17 protein-coding genes are annotated in these 22,356 nt (G+C 71.7%); 11 read left to right on the forward strand and 6 right to left on the reverse strand.

The window, feature by feature from the left end; genetic code table 11:
* Positions 1 to 17 precede the first annotated feature (17 nt).
* Positions 18 to 4,049 carry a molybdopterin-dependent oxidoreductase gene (locus tag OG254_RS36230; protein ID WP_405590363.1) on the reverse strand — a complete coding sequence of 1,344 codons (4,032 nt, stop codon included), beginning with the start codon at positions 4,047 to 4,049 and terminating at the stop codon, positions 18 to 20.
* Positions 4,050 to 4,304: 255 nt separating this feature from the next.
* On the opposite strand from OG254_RS36230, the gene OG254_RS36235 reads away from it, so the two are divergent.
* The 4 genes from OG254_RS36235 to OG254_RS36250 all read left to right on the forward strand — a co-directional run bounded on the left by OG254_RS36235 (position 4,305) and on the right by OG254_RS36250 (position 7,038).
* A complete protein-coding gene (locus OG254_RS36235) occupies positions 4,305 to 4,694 on the forward strand; it encodes a cell division protein SepF (protein ID WP_187284589.1) in 390 nt (129 codons plus the stop codon).
* Positions 4,695 to 4,780: 86 nt separating this feature from the next.
* On the forward strand, positions 4,781 to 6,025 hold the full coding sequence (locus OG254_RS36240) for an AAA family ATPase (protein ID WP_405590367.1): 1,245 nt from the start codon (positions 4,781 to 4,783) through the stop codon (positions 6,023 to 6,025).
* Positions 6,022 to 6,348 (forward strand): nucleotide pyrophosphohydrolase, encoded by a 327-nt coding sequence (locus OG254_RS36245; RefSeq protein WP_405590370.1) that lies wholly within the window; start codon positions 6,022 to 6,024, stop codon positions 6,346 to 6,348. The genes OG254_RS36240 and OG254_RS36245 overlap by 4 nt, the downstream gene beginning before the upstream one ends.
* Before the next feature lie 219 nt (positions 6,349 to 6,567).
* Positions 6,568 to 7,038, forward strand: a complete 471-nt coding sequence (locus tag OG254_RS36250) for a DUF6099 family protein (protein WP_405595384.1) — start codon at positions 6,568 to 6,570, stop codon at positions 7,036 to 7,038.
* Positions 7,039 to 7,140: 102 nt separating this feature from the next.
* Here OG254_RS36250 and OG254_RS36255 read toward each other — a convergent pair whose 3' ends face one another.
* On the reverse strand, positions 7,141 to 7,329 hold the full coding sequence (locus tag OG254_RS36255) for a hypothetical protein (RefSeq protein ID WP_405590373.1): 189 nt from the start codon (positions 7,327 to 7,329) through the stop codon (positions 7,141 to 7,143).
* 244 nt (positions 7,330 to 7,573) lie between these two features.
* Here OG254_RS36255 and OG254_RS36260 point away from each other — a divergent pair, with 244 nt between their 5' ends.
* The 3 genes from OG254_RS36260 to OG254_RS36270 all read left to right on the forward strand — a co-directional run bounded on the left by OG254_RS36260 (position 7,574) and on the right by OG254_RS36270 (position 12,709).
* Positions 7,574 to 8,494: an LLM class F420-dependent oxidoreductase gene (locus tag OG254_RS36260; protein WP_405590376.1), complete on the forward strand. Its 921-nt coding sequence runs from the start codon at positions 7,574 to 7,576 to the stop codon at positions 8,492 to 8,494.
* Positions 8,495 to 8,687: 193 nt separating this feature from the next.
* The gene (locus tag OG254_RS36265; RefSeq protein WP_405590379.1) at positions 8,688 to 10,172 is read left to right on the forward strand and encodes a 3' terminal RNA ribose 2'-O-methyltransferase Hen1; all 1,485 of its coding nucleotides are present in this window, start codon (positions 8,688 to 8,690) and stop codon (positions 10,170 to 10,172) included.
* Positions 10,169 to 12,709, forward strand: coding sequence for a polynucleotide kinase-phosphatase (locus OG254_RS36270; protein WP_405590382.1), 2,541 nt, complete (start codon positions 10,169 to 10,171; stop codon positions 12,707 to 12,709). Before OG254_RS36265 ends, OG254_RS36270 begins: the two co-directional genes overlap by 4 nt.
* A gap of 3 nt (positions 12,710 to 12,712) precedes the next feature.
* Here OG254_RS36270 and OG254_RS36275 read toward each other — a convergent pair whose 3' ends face one another.
* On the reverse strand, positions 12,713 to 13,612 hold the full coding sequence (locus OG254_RS36275; RefSeq protein WP_405590384.1) for a hypothetical protein: 900 nt from the start codon (positions 13,610 to 13,612) through the stop codon (positions 12,713 to 12,715).
* Complete coding sequence (locus OG254_RS36280; RefSeq protein WP_405590387.1) at positions 13,609 to 14,646, reverse strand: SPFH domain-containing protein; 1,038 nt, start codon at positions 14,644 to 14,646, stop codon at positions 13,609 to 13,611. The genes OG254_RS36275 and OG254_RS36280 overlap by 4 nt, the downstream gene beginning before the upstream one ends.
* 122 nt (positions 14,647 to 14,768) lie before the next feature.
* Between OG254_RS36280 and OG254_RS36285 the strand changes: the two genes are divergently transcribed.
* Both OG254_RS36285 and argF read left to right on the forward strand, forming a co-directional pair.
* Entirely contained in the window at positions 14,769 to 15,992 is a 1,224-nt protein-coding gene (locus OG254_RS36285) for an arginine deiminase (RefSeq protein ID WP_351186532.1), read from the forward strand.
* 85 nt (positions 15,993 to 16,077) lie between these two features.
* Positions 16,078 to 17,085: an ornithine carbamoyltransferase gene (gene argF, locus OG254_RS36290; protein ID WP_405590390.1), complete on the forward strand. Its 1,008-nt coding sequence runs from the start codon at positions 16,078 to 16,080 to the stop codon at positions 17,083 to 17,085.
* 15 nt (positions 17,086 to 17,100) lie between these two features.
* Here argF and OG254_RS36295 read toward each other — a convergent pair whose 3' ends face one another.
* Complete coding sequence (locus OG254_RS36295; RefSeq protein ID WP_405590393.1) at positions 17,101 to 17,553, reverse strand: ATP-binding protein; 453 nt, start codon at positions 17,551 to 17,553, stop codon at positions 17,101 to 17,103.
* A 336-nt stretch (positions 17,554 to 17,889) separates the two neighbouring features.
* Here OG254_RS36295 and OG254_RS36300 point away from each other — a divergent pair, with 336 nt between their 5' ends.
* Complete coding sequence (locus OG254_RS36300; RefSeq protein WP_405590396.1) at positions 17,890 to 18,717, forward strand: enoyl-CoA hydratase family protein; 828 nt, start codon at positions 17,890 to 17,892, stop codon at positions 18,715 to 18,717.
* 114 nt (positions 18,718 to 18,831) lie between these two features.
* On the forward strand, positions 18,832 to 21,114 hold the full coding sequence (locus tag OG254_RS36305) for a bifunctional salicylyl-CoA 5-hydroxylase/oxidoreductase (RefSeq protein WP_405590399.1): 2,283 nt from the start codon (positions 18,832 to 18,834) through the stop codon (positions 21,112 to 21,114).
* Positions 21,115 to 21,148: 34 nt separating this feature from the next.
* Here OG254_RS36305 and OG254_RS36310 read toward each other — a convergent pair whose 3' ends face one another.
* Positions 21,149 to 22,354, reverse strand: a complete 1,206-nt coding sequence (locus tag OG254_RS36310; protein WP_405590401.1) for a sulfate adenylyltransferase subunit 1 — start codon at positions 22,352 to 22,354, stop codon at positions 21,149 to 21,151.
* Positions 22,355 to 22,356: the final 2 nt, after the last annotated feature.

The following is a 22,356-nucleotide window of genomic DNA, read 5'->3' on the forward strand; positions in this document are numbered from 1 at the left end:
GGATCGCGGAAGCGGGGTCAGTAGACGTCCCGCACGTACCGCTTCGCCGCCGCCAGCTGCTTCACGTACGCCGACGCCTCGGCCTCCTCCAGCCCGCCGTGCGCGACCGCGATGTCCCTGAGCGCCCGGTCCACGTCCTTCGCCATGCGCGAGGCGTCCCCGCAGACGTAGAAGTGGGCGCCGTCCTGCAGCCACCGCCACAGCTCGGGGCCGTGCTCGCGCATCCGGTCCTGGACGTAGACCTTGTTGCGCTGGTCGCGGGAGAAGGCCGTGTCGAGACGGGCGAGGCCGCCCTCGTCGAGCAGCGCGGTCAGCTCGTCCTCGTAGTAGAAGTCGCCGGCCCGGTGCTGCTCTCCGAAGAACAGCCAGTTGGGCGCCCGGTGCCCCAGCGCCTGCCGCTCCTGGAGGAAGCCGACGAAGGGCGCGACACCCGTACCCGGCCCGACCATCACCATCGGCGTGGAGGCGTCCGCGGGCGGCCGGAAGTGCGGGGAGGGCTGCACGAACACCGGCACTTCCGTGTCCGGCCCGGCGTCGGCGAGGAAGGGTGAGCAGACCCCGGCGCGCTCTCGCCCGTGCAGGTTCTCGTACCGCACCACGGAGACCGTCAGCGAGACGCTGTGCGGGTCGACGAGCGGGCTGGACGATATGGAGTACAGGCGCGGCTGGAGCTTCTTCAGCACCCCGGCCCATTCCCCGGCGCCCGCCCGCACCGGGTGCTCGGCGACCACGTCCACGGCCTGCCGGCCCCAGCTCCACCGCGCCAGCCCGTCCTTGTTGTCGGGCCGCAGCAGCCTGCGCAACTCCCGGTCGTCGCGGACGCGTTCGGCGACGAAGCGGAGCAGGTCCGGGGTGATCCTCGTGATGTCGAGGTGCCGGTGCAGGGCCTCGGCGAAGGAGGTCGCGCCGACGCCGTCCACCTCCACCGCCGCCGAGCCGTCGACGCCGGTCACCGCCAGCCACTCCTCCACGAGCGCGGGCGAGTTGACCGGCCGTATGCCGAGCGCGTCGCCCGCCTCGTACGTCAGCGAGGTCCCGCTCGTGTCGAAGGTGAACCGGCGCACCTCCTTGCCCGCGCCGGCCCGGCTGAGCAGCCGGTTGCCGGCCAGGCGGGCCGTGGTGGGGGCGGGCTTCGGCCGGGACCTCGGCCGCTCGACGGCGGGCGCCGGCGCGGCGCCGCCCAGCGCCGTGAGGACCTGGTCCAGCCAGACCCCCGCGGACGGCTCGTAGTCCGGCTCGCAGTCCGTACGCGGAGCCAGGCGCACCCCGCCCAGTTCGTCGAGCCGTGCGTCGAGGCGGCGTCCGTGCCCGCAGAAGTCGTCGTACGACGAGTCGCCGAAGGCCAGCACGGCGTACCGCACCCCGTCCAGCCGTGGAGCTCCCTCGTCGGTCAGCGTGTCCCAGAGGCCGGAGCCGTTGTCGGGCGCGTCGCCGTCGCCGAAGGTGCTGGTGATGAAGAGCAGGTCGGCGGTGCGGGCGAGGGTGCCGACATCGGCCTCGTCCATGCCGACCAGGGTGGCCCGGTGCCCCGCCGCGCCGAGCCGCTCGGTGGTGGCGGAGGCGAACTCCTCCGCGTTGCCGGTCTGCGAGGCCCACAGCACGACCACCTCGCGGCCGGGCCGGTCCATCGCGGCGGGGGCGCTCGCCGACCGTGAGTACAGGCCGGCGAGGACGCCGTTGACCCACGTCGCGTGCTCGGGGCTGAAGGGCGCGTCCGGCGGCAGGACAGGGATGCCGGGCGCGCCGGTCTCGATGCCGGCGAGGAAGCCGGTCAGATACAGGCGTTCCTGCGCGGTCAGGACGGGCGGCGGCGCGGGTTCCAGACCGAAGGCACCGGCCGGGCCGGGCGTGACGGCCGTCGGCGTCAGCGCCTCCACCGGCCCCTGCGACACGGGAGCCGCCGGAGCAGCCACCCGCGTCAGGGACACCGCGCACACCTTGAACTCCGGCTGGAAGGAGATCGGGTCCACCGCGTCGCTGGTCACCGCGTTGACGCTCAGATACTCCCCGAACAGGTCGTTCCAGTGGAACGGCGCGAAGCAGCCCCCCGGCCGCACCCGATCCGTCACGACGGCCGGCAGCACCGCCCGCCCCCGCCGCGAGGCGACCTCCACCCGGTCCCCGTCGCCGATCCCCAACTCCCGCGCGTCCTGCGGATGCACCTCCACGAACGGCCCCGGGTTCAGCTTGTTCAGCTTCGCGACCTTCCCGGTCTTCGTCAGCGTGTGCCACTGGTGCTGCACCCGCCCGGTGTTCAGCACGAAGGGATAGTCGTCGTCCGGCATCTCGGCGGCCGGCATGTACGGCCGCGCGTGAAAGACGGCGCGCCCGCTCGGGGTCGGGAACCGCGGCCCGCCGTCCGCCTCGACATACCGGATCGGATTGCGCTCGGGCCCGTCCACGTCGGCCGCCGGCCACTGCACGGGCGTCGCCCGCAGCCGCTCGTAGGTCACCCCGCGCAGATCCCAGCCCGTCACCGGGTTCCAGGCCCGCCGTATCTCCTCGAAGACGTCCTCGGCACTGTCGTACGAGAACCCCTTCTCGTACCCCATCGCACACGCGACGGCCGCGATGATCCGCCAGTCGGCCATCGCCTCGCCCGGCGGGTCCGCCACCGGCCGGGTCAGCGTGAGACCGCGCTCGCTGTTGACGAAGACGCCCTCGCCCTCGGTCCACATCGCGCCGGGCAGCACGACATCGGCGTACGCGTTGGTCTCGGTCTCGCCGAAGACGTCCTGGGTGACGACGAACTCGGCGGCCTCAAGACCCTCGATGACCGTACGGCGGTTCGCGACCGAGGCGACCGGGTTGGTGCAGATGATCCAGCAGGCCTTGATCTCGCCGTCGGCCATCTTCCGGAACATCTCCACGGTCCCCTTGCCGACCCCGTCGGCGCGCAGGGTGCCCGGCGACAGGTCCCACAGCTCCTCGACGAAGTCCCGCTCGGCCTCGACCAGGACGGAGCGCTGCCCGGGCAGCCCCGGCCCCATGTAGCCCATCTCACGGCCGCCCATGGCGTTGGGCTGCCCGGTCAGGGAGAACGGCCCGGAGCCCGGGCGGCAGATGGCGCCGGTGGCCAGATGCAGGTTGACCAGGGCGTTCGTGTTCCAGGTGCCGTGCGTGGACTGGTTGAGCCCCATCGTCCAGCAGCTCATCCACTCGCCCGCCTCGCCGATCAACCGGGCGGCCGCGCGGATGTCGTCCTCGGCGAGACCGGTGACCTCCGCGACGGCGCCGGGCCCGTAGTCGGCGAGGAAGGCGGACATCGCCTCCCAGCCCTCGGTGCGGTCGGCGATGAAGCCGGGGTCGGTGTGGCCGTTCTCGACGAGCAGCCGCAGCAGACCGTTCAGCAGAGCGAGGTCCGTGCCCGGCTCGATCTGGAGGAAGAGGTCGGCCTTGGCGGCGGTGGCGGTGCGCCGCGGATCGACGACGATCAGCTTCGCGCCCGCCTTGACCCGCTCCATCATCCGCAGGAAGAGGATGGGGTGGCAGTCGGCCATGTTCGAGCCGATGACGAGGAAGACGTCCGCGTGGTCGAAGTCCTCGTACGAGCCGGGCGGCCCGTCGGCGCCGAGCGACAGCTTGTAACCGGCCCCCGCGCTCGCCATGCACAGCCGGGAGTTCGACTCGATCTGGTTGGTGCGCACGAACCCTTTGGCCAGCTTGTTCGCCAGGTACTGGGCCTCCAGGCTCATCTGCCCGGAGACATAGAAGGCGACCGCGTCCGGCCCGTGCTCGTCGATGATCGCGCGCAGCCGGCCCGCGGTCCGGGCGATCGCGTCGGCCATCGGCGACGCCGCGGGCTCCTCACCCCGGTCGCCCCTGACCAGCGCGGTCGTCAGCCGCCCGGGAGCGGCGAGCATCTCGGCGGTCGTCGCGCCCTTCGTGCACAGCCGGCCCGCGTTCGCCGGGTGCGCCTTGTCGCCGGACGCCTTCAGGACCGTACGCCGCCCGTCGGGCCCCATCCCGACGTCCAGCAGGATTCCGCAGCCGACCCCGCAGTACGCGCAGACCGTCCGGATCTGGGACGTGGAGCTGGTCGAGGTCACGCGCTGCCCTTCTCCGGCGGTCGGGGTCGTGTCTGGAGCGTACGAATTGCCCGTTACGTCGATGTCACATCCCTTGATCATGAGGAGTTACGTAGGACACACAGCAGCCCGTCTTGCGATGTGAGGGCCTTGCGGGGGCGCGATGTGCGGCGTGTGGGGCGGTCGCGCATCGTGTCGCTGTTGGGCCGAACGGGTGACTTGGCGTAAGAATTGTCCGGTGCAGGAATTGAAGGCGAGTCAAGGCGGGGGGAGCCGGTGAACAGCCACGACGTCACCGATGAACAGTGGGAAGGGCTCGCCCAGGTCGTGCCGCTGCGCGGCCGTGACGCCTGGCCGTCCGCGGTGGACCATCGCGCGATGCCCGAGGCGGCGACCGAACCCCGCCGGCGTTTCGTCGTCCTGCGGGTCAACGTCTTCGGGGACGCCCGCGACGTCGCCGAGACGCTGATGGCGGGGATCCCGGTGCTCCTGGACCTGACCGGGGCGGAGAACGAGGTCGCCAAGCGCGTCCTCGACTTCAGCACCGGTGTCGTCTTCGGGCTGGGCAGCGGGATGCACCGGGTGGACCGGAACGTGTTCCTGCTGACGCCGCCCGGCACCGAGGTGAGCGGCTTGATGGAAGGTGCCGGGGTCCCCGGCACCTGAGACGCCGGGCGGGGCGGTCGCCCGATCGTAGGAAGGGCCCGCGGGCGGAACGGTTCGCCCGCCGGCCGGGGGCCTACGGTCCGGACATGGGCGTGTCGTTTGTGTCTGCTGCCGATGCCGTGACCGTGCCGTTCCAGGGACGCCGCGGGGGTGATCCGCCCCCGGAACGCCGGGCGGACGAGGCCGATACGGCGGACCCCGCCGGCGGCGCGCAGCCTCCCTGCCGGCCCCGGCTGACCGAACTGCGGCTGTCCGCCTTCGCCCGGCATCGACGGGCCGCGCTCCCGCTCGGGGCGCTCACCCTCCTCGCGGGGCCGAGCGGGTGCGGAAAGACGAGTGCCCTGCGGGCCTACGAGGCGCTGGCCCGGCTCGGTGGGGGCACCGGGGTCGGCGAGGTGTTCCCGGATCCGGTGGCCCACGTTCCGGAGCGGGCGCGGCCCGATGCCCAGCGCCGGCGCGGCTTCCGTATCGGGTGCACGGCGGACGGTCCCGAGGGGCCGGTCCGGCTCGATGTCGCCGTGCAGGCCGAGCCCGAACTGCGGATCGTGGGGGAGCGGTTGAGCGCGGACGGTCTCGTGCTGCTGGAGACCGCCCTGCGTGATCCGAGCCGGCCCTTCGTGCAGGCCGCCTGGCACACGGCCGGTCAGTCGCCGGTGACGCGGGCGCCGCTGCCCGACGACCGGCTCGGTACCGCGCTGTTGCCGCTGCGGGTGGCCGGCAGGACGGACGGACAGCGGCGGGTGCTCGCCGCCGCGGAGCAGATGGTGGTGGCGCTGAGATCGGTGTTCGCCTGCGACCCACGGCCCGAGCGGATGCGGACCCCGGTGCCGGTCGGGTCCGGCCGGCTGCTCGCCGGGTGCGACAACCTCGCCGACGTGCTGTGGCGGACGCGGGCCGAGTGCGGGCAGCGCCATGGGCGGCTCGTCGCCGCGGCCCGGACGGGGTGCGCGGGGGAGGTGGCGGACGTCGTCGCCGAGGTGCTGGGGGACGGGACGGTACGGGGCGTGCTCGACCGGGGAGACGGGGTGCGCACGGAGCTCGGCCGGCTGGGGGACGGCGAGCTGCGCTATCTCGCGCTGTCGTTGGTGCTGCTGACGGGGCCCGGCGTGCTGGAGGTCGACCCGGCGGGGGAGGTGCCCGCGGCGATGCAGACGCTGACCGTGCTGGCCGACGGGCTCGACCGGGGCCTGGACCCCGCGCAGCTACGGGAGTTGACGGGGCTGGCGGCCCGGATGGGCGAGCGGGGGCACATCCGCCTGCTCGGGGCTGTGAGTGACGCCTCGGGGGTGGCCGGGGTGGACGGCGTGACGGTGGTACACCTGGAGCCGTGACCGAACCCCTTGACGTGGCCGGGCTGCAGCGCAGGCTGGCCGAGTTCGCCGCCGCGCGCAACTGGCAGCCGTACCACACGCCGAAGAACCTCGCCGCGGCGCTCAGCGTCGAGGCGTCCGAACTCATGGAGATCTTCCAGTGGTTGACACCGGAGGAGTCGACGCGGGTCATGGACGACGCGGACACCGCGGCACGCGTGACGGATGAGGTCGCGGACGTGCTGGCGTATCTGCTGCAGCTCTGTGAGGTGCTCGGGATCGATGTGCTGGCTGCGCTGGACGCGAAGATCGACCGCAACGAGCGGAGGTTTCCCGCGCCCTAGGAGAGGTTTGGGGGCGCGCAATGAAGGACGTCGTCCGCCGCAATGAAGGACGTCGTCCGCTTTAACTCTCCGTATCCATTCAGCTGACCGCAACCGAAAAGTTGTCCACAGATTTCCGTCTTCCCCTGGCTTTTCGTCTCAGGGCCCTTCACGCTGGGTAGTGAACAAGGGAGTTCAGGATGACGCGTGGGCAGCGCGTCGGACAGACGGGGACTGCGGATGGACGCGGTGCGGCTCATCGTGACGAGCAGGCGTGCGCTGGCGGGAAGTGGGGGCGCGCCGGAAATCATGACCGAGGTGTGGCAGGCGCAGGCCCTGGCTCAGGCGATGGGCAGCAGGCTGGCGGTCTTCGGCCCGCCCGAACTGCGCGGCGAGGCACTGGGGTTGACGGAGCTGGCGGGACGCGGCTGCGGGGTCCTGGACACACCGGATCTGGCGGACGGCGACTTACGCGCGGCCCAGCTCACCGAGCTGGGCGACGCGCGCCAGGCGCTCATGCAGCTGGGGAGCTTGCTGGGCGAGGTCGGCATAGCCCTCGTCGGCGTGGCCAGCGCCGCCGACGACGAGGCGAGGTACTGGCAGTGCATGGAGGCCATCGACGCGGCGGACGAGTCCCGGGACCGGGTCCTGGAGATGCAGCGGAGACTGGCGGACCGGGACCAGGCGCTGGCGGAGCGGGAGGCGGGGTAGCGGGGGTCCGGGGGCGGGGCGGCAGCCCCCAGGGGCGGGTCGCGGCCGACGGTGATGCGCGGCCCCGCTCGCTCAGCGCCGCTCGCCCAGCCCCGCGCCGCGTCAGCCGGTCTCCCCCTCCTGCCGCTGCCCCCGCCCGGGACCACCGGTCGACTGCAGGTCCGCGTCCAGCGCCGACAGGTCCGCGTTGAGGGCGGCCATCAGCTCCTCCATCTGCTGGAGCAGCCCCTTCGGCTGGCCGCTGTCGCTGCCGCTGCCGCCGCTCTGCTGTGGCGCGATTTCCTCGGACATGACGGCCTCCTCGGGCCTCCGGCCCCCCCAGTGGCAGTGGGCCGACACGGTGACGCTCCGGCGCTGACCGGCCGGGGCGAGGGCCGGGCGGTCCGGCTCCGACCGAGCCAACGATCACCGTCGGGGGCGGTCACTGGCCTGGGCTGACGGCGGCTGCGGCGTTGACGGAATTCACTCGACCGGGTTTGTGGAGGCCAGGGGGACCGGTGCGGTTGACGGGTGTCCCGCCGTGCAGGATGGAGTCATGGATCTTCGCATCTTCACCGAGCCCCAGCAGGGGGCCACCTACGACACCTTGCTCACCGTGGCCAAGGCCACCGAGGACCTCGGCTTCGATGCCTTCTTCCGCTCCGACCACTACCTGAAGATGGGTTCCGGGGACGGTCTTCCGGGGCCCACCGACGCATGGATCACGCTCGCCGGCCTCGCCCGTGAGACCAAGCGGATCCGCCTCGGCACCCTGATGACCGCCGGCACCTTCCGGCTGCCCGGCGTGCTCGCCATCCAGGTCGCCCAGGTCGACCAGATGTCCGGCGGCCGGGTCGAACTCGGTCTGGGCGCAGGCTGGTTCGAGGAGGAGCACAAGGCGTACGGCATCCCCTTCCCGACGGAGAAGTTCGGGCGGCTGGAGGAGCAGCTCGCCATCGTCACCGGCCTGTGGGCGACCGAGGCCGGCGCGACCTTCGACTTCCACGGCTCCCACTACGACCTCACCGCCTCGCCCGCCCTGCCCAAGCCCGCCCAGAGCAGGATTCCGGTACTGATCGGCGGCCACGGCGCCACCCGTACGCCGCGACTGGCCGGCAAGTACGCCGACGAGTTCAACATGCCGTTCGCCTCGATCGAGGACAGCGAGCGGCAGTTCGGCCGGGTGCGGGCCGCCGCCGAGGAGGCCGGCCGCAAGGGCGACGACCTCGTCTACTCCAACGCCCTCGTGGTGTGCGTGGGCAAGGACGACCAGGAGGTCGCCCGTCGCGCCGCCGCGATCGGACGTGACGTCGAGGAGCTGAAGGTCAACGGGCTCGCCGGCTCCCCGGACGAGGTCGTCGAGAAGATCGGCCGCTACCGGCAGGCCGGCTCGCAGCGGATCTACCTCCAGGTCCTGGACCTGGCCGACCTGGACCACCTGGAGCTGATCTCCTCCCAGGTGCAGTCGCAGCTGTAGTAGAGCGTCCAAGGGCCGGTGCGGGGCACCGGCAGGGGTTTCGTCCGGCGGATCGGGCCGTGGCCCGCGATCCGCCGGACGGCCGGCCCGGCCGGCCGCCGGGAGGTTGGCGAAAATTCCCGAGTGCTGCGGATGCCCGCTCTGTACGGTGTGCGTATCCGCAGTTCAGACCCCTACTCCAAGGCCACTCACCGTGTTCCTGACCATCACCACCACCGGTACCCCGGAGCGTCCGGCCTCCGATCTCGGCTTCCTGCTGCACAAGCATCCCGAGAAGGCCCAGATGTTCTCCACCTCCTACGGCACGGCACACGTCCTCTACCCCCAAGCGGATGCCGAGCGCTGCACGGCGGCGCTGCTACTGGAGGTCGACGCGGTGGCGTTGGTCAGGCGCGGCAAGGGCAAGGGCCGGGGCGGCGCACCCGACGCGGCCCTCGCGCAGTACGTCAACGACCGCCCGTACGCCGCCTCCTCGCTGCTCGCGGTCGCGCTCAGCGCCGTGTTCTCCAGCGCGATGCGCGGCGTGTGCAAGGCCCGCCCGGAGCTCCCCGACCGGCCGCTGCCGCTGCGCATCGAGGTGCCCGCGCTGCCGGCCCGAGGCGGCCCGGCGCTCGTACGGCGGCTGTTCGAGCCGCTCGGCTGGGCGGTGACCGTCGAACCCGTGCCGCTGGACTTGCAGTTCCCCGAGTGGGGCGACTCTCGCTACGTCGGTCTCGTCCTGGAGTCGCAGGCGCTGACCCTCGCCGAGGCCCTGCGCCACCTCTACGTCCTGCTCCCCGTCCTCGACGACGCCAAGCACTACTGGGTCTCGCCCGACGAGGTCGACAAGCTGCTGCGGGCCGGTGAGGGCTGGCTGCCGGGCCACCCGGAGCAGAAGGTGATCACCAGCCGGTATCTCTCGCGCCGTTGGTCGCTGACCCGCGAGGCGATGGAGCGGCTGGAGCTCGTGCGGCTCGCGGAGGCCGACGACAGCGAGGTCGAGGACATCGACAACGCGGTCGAGGCGGAGACCGAGGACGAGAAGAAGCCGACCCCGCTCGCCGTGCAGCGCCGGGACGCGATCCTGGCCGCGCTCAAGGCGTCCGGCGCCGGGCGCGTGCTCGACCTCGGATGCGGGCAGGGCCAGTTGGTGCAGGCCCTCCTCAAGGACCCGGCGTTCACCGAGATCGTGGGCGTGGATGTGTCGATGCGGGCGCTGACCATCGCCGGGCGGCGGCTGAAGCTGGACCGGATGGGGGAGCGGCAGGCCTCGCGCGTGAAGCTCTTCCAGGGCTCCCTCGCCTACACCGACAACCGGCTGAAGGGCTACGACGCCGCCGTGCTCAGCGAGGTCATCGAGCACCTCGACCTGCCGCGGCTGCCCGCCCTGGAGTACGCGGTGTTCGGCTCCGCCCGCCCGAGGACCGTCCTCGTGACGACCCCGAACGTCGAGTACAACGTCCGCTGGGAATCCCTCCCGGCCGGGCACGTCCGGCACGGCGACCACCGCTTCGAGTGGACCCGCGAGGAGTTCCGCACCTGGGCGCGGGCGGTCGCCGAACGGCACGGGTACGGCGTGGAGTTCGTGCCCGTGGGGCCCGACGACCCCGAGGTGGGGCCGCCGACGCAGATGGCAGTTTTCGAGATGAGCACAGCCGTGACGAACGGCAACGACGAGAAGGAGGCGAAGGCCGCATGAGCCAGGCAGCGAACGGGCGTGTCCTGCCCGTCACCGACCTCTCCCTCGTCGTCCTCGTCGGCGCCTCCGGCTCCGGCAAGTCCACCTTCGCCCGCCGGAACTTCAAGCCGACCGAGGTGATCTCCTCCGACTTCTGCCGCGGCCTGGTCTCCGACGACGAGAACGACCAGAGCGCCACCCGGGACGCCTTCGACGTCCTGCACTACATCGCGGGCAAGCGCCTGGCCGCCGGCCGCCGCACGGTCGTCGACGCGACCAGCGTGCAGCAGGACTCCCGCCGCCAGCTGATCGAGCTCGCGAGGCAGTACGACGTGCTGCCCATCGCCATCGTGCTCGACGTGCCGGAGGAGGTGTGCGCCGAGCGCAACGCGGCCCGCACCGACCGGGCCGACATGCCGCGCCGGGTGATCCAGCGGCACATCCGCGAACTGCGCCGGTCGATACGGCACCTGGAGCGCGAGGGCTTCCGCAAGGTGCACGTCCTGCGCGGTGTGGAGGACGTCGAGAACGCCACCGTCGTCACCGAGAAGCGCTTCAACGACCTCACCCACCTCACCGGCCCCTTCGACATCGTCGGCGACATCCACGGCTGCGCCTCCGAACTGGAGTCGCTGCTGGGCAAGTTGGGCTACGTCGACGGCGTGCACCCGGCCGGCCGCAGCGCCGTCTTCGTCGGTGACCTCGTCGACCGTGGCCCCGACAGCCCGGGTGTGCTGCGCCGCGTGATGTCGATGGTCAAGTCGGGCAACGCGCTGTGCGTGCCCGGCAACCACGAGAACAAGTACGGCCGCTACCTCAAGGGCCGCAAGGTCCAGCACACCCACGGACTCGCCGAGACCATCGAGCAGATGGAGGGCGAGAGCGAGGAGTTCCGCGCGGAGGTACGGGAGTTCATCGACGGGCTCGTCAGCCACTACGTCCTCGACGGCGGCAAGCTGGTCGTCTGCCACGCCGGTCTGCCGGAGAAATACCACGGCCGCACGTCGGGGCGGGTGCGCTCGCACGCGCTGTACGGCGACACCACCGGGGAGACCGACGAGTTCGGACTGCCGGTGCGCTACCCGTGGGCGGAGGACTACCGAGGCCGGGCGGCTGTGGTGTACGGCCACACTCCGGTCCCGGAGGCCACATGGCTCAACAACACCATCTGCCTGGACACCGGCGCCGTCTTCGGCGGCAAGATGACCGCGCTGCGCTGGCCGGAGCGGGAGCTGGTCGACGTACCGGCGGAGCAGGTCTGGTACGAGCCGACGAAGCCGCTGCGGGCCGAGGCGCCCGGCGGGCACGACGGGCGGCCGCTCGACCTGGGCGATGTGCAGGGCCGCAGGATCGTCGAGACCCGGTACTCGGGCCGTGTCTCGATCCGTGAGGAGAACGCGGCCGCGGCCCTGGAGGTCATGAGCCGCTTCGCCGTCGACCCGCGCCTGCTGCCGTACCTCCCGCCGACCATGGCGCCGACGGCGACCAGTCAGGTCGAGGGCTACCTCGAACACCCGGCGGAGGCCTTCGCGCAGTACGCGCAGGACGGTGTCGAGCGGGTCGTGTGCGAGGAGAAGCACATGGGCTCGCGGGCGGTGGCGCTGGTGTGCCGGGACGCGGAGGCGGCGCGCAAGCGCTTCGGGGTGGACGGGCCGACGGGATCGATCTACACCCGTACCGGACGCCCGTTCTTCGACGACGAGTCGGTGACGGAGACGATCATCGACCGGGTCCGGGCGGCGGTCGACGAGGCCGGGCTCTGGGACGAGCTGGAGACGGACTGGCTGCTGCTCGACGCCGAGTTGATGCCGTGGTCGCTGAAGGCGTCGGGCCTGCTGCGCTCGCAGTACGCGGCGGTCGGCGCCGCCTCCGGGGCGGTGTTCCCCGGTGCCGTGTCCGCGCTGGAAGGCGCCGCGGCGCGCGGCGTCGACGTCTCCGACCTGCTGGCGCGTCAGCGCGAACGGGCCTCGGACGCCGCCGCGTTCACGGAGGCGTACCGCCGCTACTGCTGGACGACGGACGGCCTGGACGGCGTACGTCTGGCGCCGTTCCAGATCCTGGCCGTCCAGGGCCGCAGCCTCGCCGCGCTCCCGCACGACCAGCAGCTCGCGCTGCTCGACCGGCTGGTGGAGCACGACGGCAGCGGCCTGCTCCAGACCACCCGGCGCCTGTACGTAGACACCGGCGACCCGGAGTCGGTGCGAGCCGGCGTCGACTGGTGGCTGGAGATGACGGGCCGCGGCGGCGAGGGCATGGTCGTCAAGCCGCTGGGTGCGGTGGTGCTAAGTGGAGAGGGCCGCCTGGTGCAGCCCGGTATCAAGTGCCGTGGTCGCGAGTACCTGCGGATCATCTACGGTCCCGAGTACACGCGCCCCGACAACCTGGCCCGGCTGCGGCAGCGGTTCCTCAACCACAAGCGGTCCCTCGCGATCCGTGAGTACGCGCTGGGCCTGGAGGCCCTGGACCGGCTGGCGGAGGGCGAGCCGCTGTGGCGGGTGCACGAGGCGGTGTTCGGGGTGCTGGCGCTGGAGTCGGAGCCGGTCGACCCCCGGCTGTGAGGGTCAGTTGACGAGCAGCAGACGGTCCCGGCACACACCCACCCGGACCGTCTGCCCCCACGTCAGCTCGACCGCGTCCGTCTCCATCCCGTCCCCGAACGCCACGAGCCGCTCGGACTCGACGGTGAGGTGGAGGCGGGTCGCCGCGGCGAGTTCCCCGGCCACCAGTGACGTACCGGTGGCCGGGGACGGCCAGGCCTCGCGCACGAACCACAGGAGCCGTTCCTCGGTGGGGGAGGGCAACCGCAGTCGCCCTCCCCGCTCCTGCCACACCGACCGGATCCAGCCGGTCGCCCCCGTCCCGGTTCCGACGATCACCCCGGACGAAGCCTGGGCCTCGACGACACCCCCGTCGTCCTCCAGGCCCAGGCGGTATCGGGCCGTCCGGTGTCCGGCGGCGCCCAGGTAGATCTCGTTCAGCGCGACGAGGCGCTGTGTGTCGTCGGCGACGGCCTCGACCATGGTGAGTTCGTCGAAGTCGCCCCTTGCGGATTGCGCGGACGCGAACAGCCTCGCCGCGTCCGCGGGACGGTGGCGCACCAGGACGCCCGGGTTGCGGCCGGGGTCGGTGTCGATGCCCAGCACCGGCTGCCCGGCCAGGTACTTGGCCACGTTCGCCACCAGCCCGTCCTGCCCGACCACGACCACCACGTCCTCCGGTCCGAACAGGAACCGGTCCAGATCGGCCCGCTCCACCCGGGTCTGACGCCAGGTCAGGGGAATCGCGGAGGTCACCTCCGTCAGCGCCTGTCGCGTACGGCGATGGCGTTCGGCGACCTCCTCGATGTCCCGGCCCCGGGAGGAGAGGAAGAAGGCGGCCTGGCCGTGCGTGCCGTGCCGGGCCACCAACTCCTCGTACTCCGAGGTGCGATGGACGAGGACGACCCGCGGGGCGAGGCTCACGCCTGCTCCTGGTGGCCCAGCTTGGCGAGCAGGCCCGTCAGCACATCCGGGGACACCGTCAGGCTGTCGATCCGCGGCAGGTTCTCCGCCAGCCGGGTCCCGGTCAGGGCGTGCAGCGTCGCCACGTCCACATCGGCGTGCACCCGCAGCCAGGCCGCCTGGGCCTGCGCCCGCGCCTCGCCGACCTCACGGGCACCCTCGGCCTCCGCCCGGGCAAGCCGTACGGACCGGGTGGCCTCCGCCTCCGCGAGGCGTACCGTCCGTGCCGCCTCCGCCTCGGCCCTGACCGCGTCCGCGGCGGCGTGCTCCTCGGCCTCGCGGCGCGCGTTCGTGCCGCGCTGGTCCACCAACTGCTCCTCGCGGCGGGCGAGTTCGATCTGGCTGGCCAGTTCGTTCTCGGCGATGGCCCGCTCCCGCTCGACGGCCACCGCCCGCCGCTCGTACGTCGCCCGGTCCGCCTCCTGCTGGATCTGCTCCCGGGCCGGGGTACGCAGGGCCCGCTCCACCTCCGGTTCCGGGCGCAGCGCCATGACGCGTACGGCGACCACCTCGATGCCGGTCGCGGGAAGTCTGGGCTCCCCGGCCAGGCCCTGCGCGATCCGCTCCCGCACCGCCGTCACGCCGTCCACCAGGGCCGCCGACAGCGGCGTACGGGACAGGACGTCCAGCGCGTGCTGCTGCGCCGTCTCGGTGAGCAGGGTGCCGAGCTGCTCCAGGGGCGCGGCACGCCAGGCCCCCGAGTCCGGGTCGATCGAGAAGTCCAGGCGTGCGGCGGCCATGGCCGGGTCGCTGATCCGGTAGGTGACCGTCGCCTGTACGGACACGTCCTGGAAGTCGGACGTACGGGCGTGGAAGGTCATCGCCAGCTCCCGGTCGTCGACCGGGACTTCGGAGATCGCGGCGGTCAGGGCGCGGAACCAGAAGCTGAGCCCGGGGCCGTCGTGCAGCAGCTTCGTGCCGCGGTGGTGGCGGATGTGCGCCGTGGGCGCGCCGCGCAGATGGCGCCGGCCCAGGCGCCGGGTGATGTCGGCCATGAAGCCCCCCTCTTTTTCGTCATGTGGACGATAATCGTCCGGCCTGCTTGTCGTCAAGAGGACGAAAAGAAGATGGTGGCAAGCAGGGGGTGAACAGGCCCCTCGATGGTCAGGATGGAGGCATGGGATTCCACGTCGACTCCGAGGCCGGCCGGCTGCGCCGCGTCATCCTGCACCGGCCGGATCTGGAGCTCAAAAGGCTCACCCCCGGCAACAAGGACGCTCTGCTCTTCGACGATGTGCTGTGGGTGCGCCGGGCGCGCGCCGAGCACGACGGGTTCGCCGACGTGCTGCGCGACCGCGGGGTCACCGTCCACCTCTTCGGCGACCTGCTCACCGAGTCCCTGGGGGTTCCGGCGGCCCGCAGGCTCGTCCTGGACCGGGTCTTCGACGAGAAGGAGTACGGGGTGCTCGCCACCGACCACCTCCGCGCGGCCTTCGAAAGCCTGCCCGCGCCCGAGCTGGCCGAGGCCCTCGTCGGCGGCATGACCAAGCGGGAGTTCCTGGAAGCGCACCCCGAGCCGACCTCCGTGCGCTTCCACGTCATGGAGCTGGACGACTTCCTCCTCGCGCCCCTGCCCAACCACCTCTTCACCCGGGACACCTCGGCCTGGATCTACGACGGCGTCTCCGTCAACGCCATGCGCTGGCCGGCCCGGCAGCGCGAGACGGTCCACTTCGAGGCGATCTACCGGCACCATCCCCTCTTCCGTGACGAAACGTTCCACGTCTGGTCCGAGGGGCAGGCCGACTACCCCTCCACCATCGAGGGCGGGGACGTCCTGGTGATCGGCAACGGCGCGGTTCTGATCGGCATGAGCGAGCGGACCACCCCCCAGGCCGTCGAGATGCTCGCCCACAAGCTGTTCGCCGCCGGATCGGCCGAGACGATCGTGGCCCTCGACATGCCCAAGCGGCGTGCGCTGATGCACCTCGACACCGTGATGACGATGGTCGACGGCGATGTCTTCACCCAGTACGCCGGGCTCGGCATGCTGCGCTCGTACACCATCGAACCGGGCGCCGGCGACAAGGAGCTCAAGGTCACCGACCATCCGCCGGAGCACATGCACCGCGCGATCGCCGCCGCCCTCGGCCTGAGCGAGATCCGTGTCCTCACCGCCACCCAGGACGTCCACTCGGCCCAGCGCGAGCAGTGGGACGACGGCTGCAACGTGCTGGCCGTCGAGCCGGGCGTCGTCGTCGCCTATGAACGCAACTCCACCACCAACACGCATCTGCGCAAGCAGGGCATCGAGGTGATAGAGATCCCGGGCAGCGAGCTGGGGCGGGGGAGGGGCGGACCGCGGTGCATGAGCTGTCCGGTCGAGCGGGCGCCCGTATAGAAGGCGGATGGAGGGCCCTGTATAGAAATGCCTACTGTCGTATAGACTTCCAGAGTCCCTGTTCACGTACCTCTGGAGCGCCCCCATGGCGACTGTCCCGACCGCCCTCGCCGGCCGCCACTTCCTCAAGGAGCTCGACTTCACCGGGCACGAGTTCCTCGGGCTGGTCGAGCTGGCCGCAGAGCTGAAGGCCGCCAAGAAGGCCGGGGCCGAGATCCAGTATCTGCGGGGCAGGAATGTTGCGCTGATCTTCGAGAAGACCTCGACGCGTACGCGCTGCGCGTTCGAGGTCGCGGCCGCCGACCAGGGTGCCTCGACGACGTACCTGGACCCCTCGGGCTCGCAGATCGGTCACAAGGAGTCCGTGAAGGACACCGCGCGCGTGCTCGGGCGGATGTACGACGGGATCGAGTACCGCGGGGACAGCCAGACGAAGGTGGAGGAGATGGCGGCGTACGCGGGCGTGCCCGTGTTCAACGGCCTGACCGACGACTGGCACCCCACCCAGATGCTCGCCGACGTGCTCACCATGACCGAGCACACGGACAAGCCGCTGACCGAGACCGCCTTCGCGTACCTGGGCGACGCCCGCTTCAACATGGGCAACTCGTATCTGATCACCGGTGCGCTGCTCGGCATGGATGTACGCATCGTCGCGCCCGAGGAGTACTGGCCGAACGGCGACGTCGTGGCCCGGGCCCGCAAGCTGGCGCAGGACAGCGGCGCCGTCATCACGCTGACCGAGGACGTCACCGAGGGTGTCCTGGGCACCGACTTCGTGGCGACCGACGTATGGGTCTCCATGGGCGAGCCCAAGGAGGTCTGGGACGAGCGGATCGCGGCCCTCGGCTCCTACGCGGTGACCATGGACGTCCTGCGTGCCACCGGCAATCCGAACGTCAAGTTCCTGCACTGTCTGCCGGCCTTCCACGACCTCGGCACGAAGGTGGGACGCGAGATCTTCGAGCGGCACGGGCTGGAGTCGCTGGAGGTCACGGACGAGGTCTTCGAGTCGGAGCACTCGGTGGTCTTCGACGAGGCGGAGAACCGGATGCACACGATCAAGGCGGTCCTGGTGGCGACGCTGGGCTGACGGCGACCCCGGGCGTTACGACGGGCGGCGCTGAGCCGGTACCACCGGCAGTCTGAACCACACCGCCTTGCCCGAGCCCGTCGGGCGGTGGCCGCAGGACGAGCTGAGGGTGCGGATCAGCAGCAGGCCGCGCCCGTGCTCCTGCCAGGGGTCCGGATCGCCCTGGGTGGGGTGGGTCAGGTTGCCCGGCGGGGCCGGGTCCGGGTCGTGCACCTCGACCTGGCAGCCGGACGGCAGCAGCTCCACCACGAGCTCTATCGGGCCGTTGCCCGCGGTGTGCTCCACGGCGTTCGCGACCAGCTCCGCCGTGAGCAGCTCCGCCGTGTCGCTGTCCGCGGCGTGCTCCAGCTCGGCCAGCGCCGTACGGACCAGTGCACGGGCGACGGGCACGGCCGCGGTGGTGTGCGGCAGCGGTATACGCCAGGAGGCGGAGGCGGGGGAGCGATCGTGCAAGGCGGGTCCGTTCATGAGCAGGCTGTCCTGCTTTCAACCTTATGAATGGTACGGCGCCACCGGGCGAAACCGCTCGTCGGGCGCCGTTCGGGACCTTCGGCCCCGACTGACATGCGGCTTACCCAGGTGAACGGTCGGCCTCGCGCGGCTGATCCCGTCGTTACGCGGGTGTCGCCGAGCCGTGACGGATGTGACGGGGCCAGGTCACGGATCGGGCCGCGGTGAACTGGCTTATTGCGCGGTCATGACGACGGTCAAAGATGAGTGATAACTTCGGGGAGTAGAGCTCGAAGGGCAGAGGTACAGCTCACTGAGCCAGTGCCCGCCGTCCGCCCGAGGAGGCCGCACATCATGAGTCCCTTCACCGGCTCCGCCGCCCGCACCCCCGAGTGGAGGCATCTGCGGGTCGAGCACGCCGACGGGGTCGTCACCGTCACCCTCGCCCGCCCCGAGAAACTCAACGCGCTCACCTTCGGCGCGTACGCCGACCTGCGCGATCTGCTCGCGGAGCTGTCCCGGGAGAAGTCGGTGCGGGCCCTCGTGCTGGCCGGCGAGGGCCGCGGCTTCTGCTCCGGCGGCGACGTCGACGAGATCATCGGCGCGACCCTGGCCATGGACACCGCCCAGCTTCTCGACTTCAACCGGATGACCGGGCAGGTCGTGCGGGCCGTACGGGAGTGCCCGTTCCCGGTGATCGCGGCCGTGCACGGGGTGGCGGCGGGCGCGGGGGCCGTACTGGCGCTCGCGGCCGACTTCCGGGTCGCCGACCCCACCGCCCGCTTCGCCTTCCTCTTCACCCGGGTCGGCCTGTCCGGCGGCGACATGGGCGCGGCCTATCTGCTGCCGAGGGTCGTCGGCTTGGGCCACGCGACCCGCCTGCTGATGCTGGGCGAACCCGTGCGGGCTCCCGAGGCCGAGCGGATCGGCCTGATCAGCGAACTGACGGAGGACGGGAGCGCCGACGAGGCCGCCCAGGCCCTGGCCCGCCGCCTGGCCGACGGCCCGGCCCTGGCGTACGCCCAGACGAAGGCCCTGCTGACGGCCGAGCTGGACATGCCACTGGCGGCGGCGGTGGAGATGGACGCGTCGACACAGGCCCTGCTGATGAACGGCGAGGACTACGCGGAGTTCCACGCGGCGTTCACGGAGAAGCGCCCACCGAAGTGGCGAGGGAGGTAGGGGATGCTCCCGACCGAGGGGACTGTGCCGACCGAAGGGGCGCGGGGCTGTGCTGAATCTGCGGCTACCGCCGCGTGGGCGCGACCAGCCACAACGAACCCGCAGCCGCCGACGATGCCCAGCCACCCCCTACGAGTCGCGATCATCGGCGGCGGCCCCGGAGGGCTCTACGCGGCGGCGTTGCTCAAACGCCTCGACCCGTCCCGCGAAGTCACCGTCTGGGAACGCAACGCCCCCGACGACACCTTCGGCTTCGGCGTGGTCCTCTCCGACGAAACCCTGGGCGGCATCGAACACGCCGACCCGGTCGTCTACACCGCCCTGCAGAAACACTTCACCCGCTGGGACGACATCGACATCGTCCACCGAGGAACCCGCCAAACCTCCGGAGGACACGGCTTCGCGGCCCTCGGCAGGAAACGCCTCCTGGAGATCCTGCACGACCGCTGCCACGATCTCGGCGTGGAACTCCGCTTCCGCTCCGAGGTCCCGGACCCGGCCCGGCTCGCGGACACATACGACTTGGTCGTCGCCGCGGACGGTGTGCACAGCACCACACGCGAGGCCCACTCCCATGTGTTCCGCCCCCATGTGGCCACCCACCACTGCCGTTACATCTGGCTGGCCGCGGACTTCGCCTTCGACGCCTTCCGCTTCGAGATCGCCGAGACCGAGCACGGCGTGATGCAACTGCACGGCTACCCGTACGCGGCCGATGCCTCCACCGTGATCGTCGAGATGCACGAAGAGGTCTGGCAGACGGCCGGGTTCGCGGAACTCGACGAGCAGGAGTCCGTCGAGCGCTGCGCCAAGATCTTCGCGGACGCGCTCGGCGGGCGACCGCTGAAGTCCAACAAGTCGGCCTGGACGACGTTCCGCACGGTCGTCAACGAGCGCTGGTCGCACGGCAACATCGTCCTGCTCGGCGACGCCGCCCACACCGCCCACTTCTCCATCGGCTCCGGCACCAAGCTGGCCGTCGAGGACGCCCTCGCCCTCGCCGCCTGCCTGGAGGAACAGCCCTCCTTGGAGCAGGCGTTGGCGGCGTACGAGGAGGAGCGCAAACCGGTCGTCGCCTCCACCCAGCGCGCCGCCCGCGCCAGCCTGGAGTGGTTCGAGAACCTCGGCCTCTACCTCGACCAGCCGTCCCACCAGTTCGCGTTCAACCTGCTCACCCGCAGCCGCCGCGTCACCCACGACAACCTGCGCCTGCGCGACGCCCGCTTCACCGAGGCCGTCGAGCGCGACTTCGGCTGCCCGTCCGGCACGCCCCCGATGTTCACCCCGTTCCGGCTGCGCGGCCTCACCCTGCGCAACCGGGTCGTCGTGTCCCCGATGGACATGTACTCGGCCACGGACGGCGTCCCCGGCGACTTCCATCTCGTCCACCTCGGCTCCCGCGCCCTCGGCGGCGCCGGCCTGGTGATGACCGAGATGGTGTGCGTCAGCCCCGAGGGGCGCATCACCCCCGGCTGCACCGGCCTCTACACCGGCCGGCAGGCCGAGTCCTGGAAGCGCGTCGTGCAGTTCGTGCACGCCCAGGCCCCCGGCACCGCCATCGGCGTGCAGCTCGGCCACAGCGGCCGCAAGGGCTCGACCAAGCTCATGTGGGAGGGCATGGACGAGCCGCTGGAGGAGGGCAACTGGCCGCTCGTGGCCGCGTCCCCCATCCCCTACAAGCCGGACAGCCAGACCCCGCGTGAGCTCAGCCGCTCCCAACTCACCGACATCCGCGAGCAGTTCACGGCAGCCGCCTGGCGCGCCGCCCGGGCCGGCTTCGACCTGCTCGAACTGCACTGCGCGCACGGCTATCTGCTCTCCGGCTTCCTCTCCCCGCTCACCAACCTCCGCACGGACGCCTACGGCGGCTCCCTGGAGAAGCGACTCCGCTTCCCGCTCGAAGTCTTCGACGCCGTACGCAGCGTATGGCCCGAGGAACGGCCCATGACGGTCCGGATCTCCGCCACCGACTGGGCCGACGGCGGCACGAGCGCCGAGGACGCCGTGGAGATCGCCCGCGCCTTCGCCGCACACGGCGCCGACGCGATCGACGTGTCGACCGGGCAGGTCGTGGCCGACGAGCGGCCGGAGTTCGGGCGGTCGTACCAGACGCCGTACGCGGACCGGATCCGCCACCGCACCGGCCTGCCGGTGATCGCGGTCGGCGCCATCTCGTCCTGGGACGACGTCAACTCCCTGATCCTGGCGGGCCGTACGGACCTGTGCGCGCTGGCCCGCCCCCACCTCTACGACCCGCACTGGACACTGCACGCGGCGGCCGAGCAGGACTACGACGGTCCGGGCGTCGCCTGGCCGGCCCCGTACCGGGCGGGCAGCCGCCGCCCGCAGACGGGACGCACGGACGCCCCCAAGCCCCGCCTGACGCTCGGGACTTGAGGGCGTACGCCCAGGGTGTGCGCCGCGTGCGGGGCTACAACTCGACCATCCCCGCGGTCAGCGTCGCCCCGTCCGCCGGGTCGATCAGGAGGAACGCGCCTGTGCGCCGGGAGACGGCGTAGTCGTCGAGTGCCAGTGGCTCTGCGGTGCGCAGGGCGATCCGGCCGAGGTCGTTCGCGGTCAGCTCGGCGTCCCCGGCCAGGTCCTCGACGGTTCCCTTCACGGTCCGTGTCGTGTGCCGGACCAGCACGCGGTCCCCGACCCTCAGCGGCCGGTCGGCGAGATGGCAGACCGCCGCCCGCACCACCTGCGTGAGCGCCGGGACGTCGACACCCGCGGTGATCATGTCGCCGCGTGAGACGTCCCGCTGGTCGGCGAGGCGCACGCTGATCGACTGCGGCGCGTGGGCCTTCGCGACGTCCCTGCCGAGTACGTCGATCCCGGTGATCTCGGACGTCTCGCCCGACGGGTGGACGGTGACACGGTCGCCGACCCGGAGCGCTCCCGACGCCAACTGACCTGCGTAGTGGCGGATTTCGCCGTGCCGGATGACGTACTGGACGGGGAAGCGGGCGGGGGCGTCCGCCGGATCGGCGCCGACCGGGACGTTCTCCAGGACTTCCAGGAGCGCCGGGCCGGGGTACCAGTCCATGTGGGCCGAGCGCTCCACGACGTTGTCGCCGGCCAGCGCCGAGACCGGGATCGAGGTGAAGCCCGGCAGGCCCAGCGCGGCGGCGTGGCCCGCGAAGTCCTCGACGATGCGGTCGAACTGCTTCTCCTCGTACCCGACCAGGTCCATCTTGTTGACGGCGAGGACGACGTGCGGGACGCGCAGCAGCGCTGCGATCGCCGCGTGCCGGCGGGTCTGCTCGACGACGCCGTTGCGGGCGTCGACCAGGATCACCGTCAGTTCGGCTGTGGAGGCGCCGGTGACCATGTTGCGGGTGTACTGCACGTGGCCGGGGGTGTCGGCGAGGATGAACCGGCGGCGCGGGGTGGCGAAGTAGCGGTAGGCCACGTCGATCGTGATGCCCTGTTCGCGCTCGGCCCGCAGGCCGTCGGTGAGCAGGGCGAGGTCGGGGGCGTCCTGGCCGCGGCTCGCGGAGGCGCGTTCGACGGCCTCCAGCTGGTCGGTGAGGATCGACTTGGAGTCGTGCAGCAGCCGGCCCACCAGGGTGGACTTGCCGTCGTCGACCGAACCGGCCGTCGCGAAACGCAGGGTGTCGATGGTCGTGCTCATGC

Origin of the sequence: Streptomyces sp. NBC_01092 (assembly GCF_045039535.1) — a bacterium.
Lineage (GTDB): Bacteria > Actinomycetota > Actinomycetes > Streptomycetales > Streptomycetaceae > Streptomyces.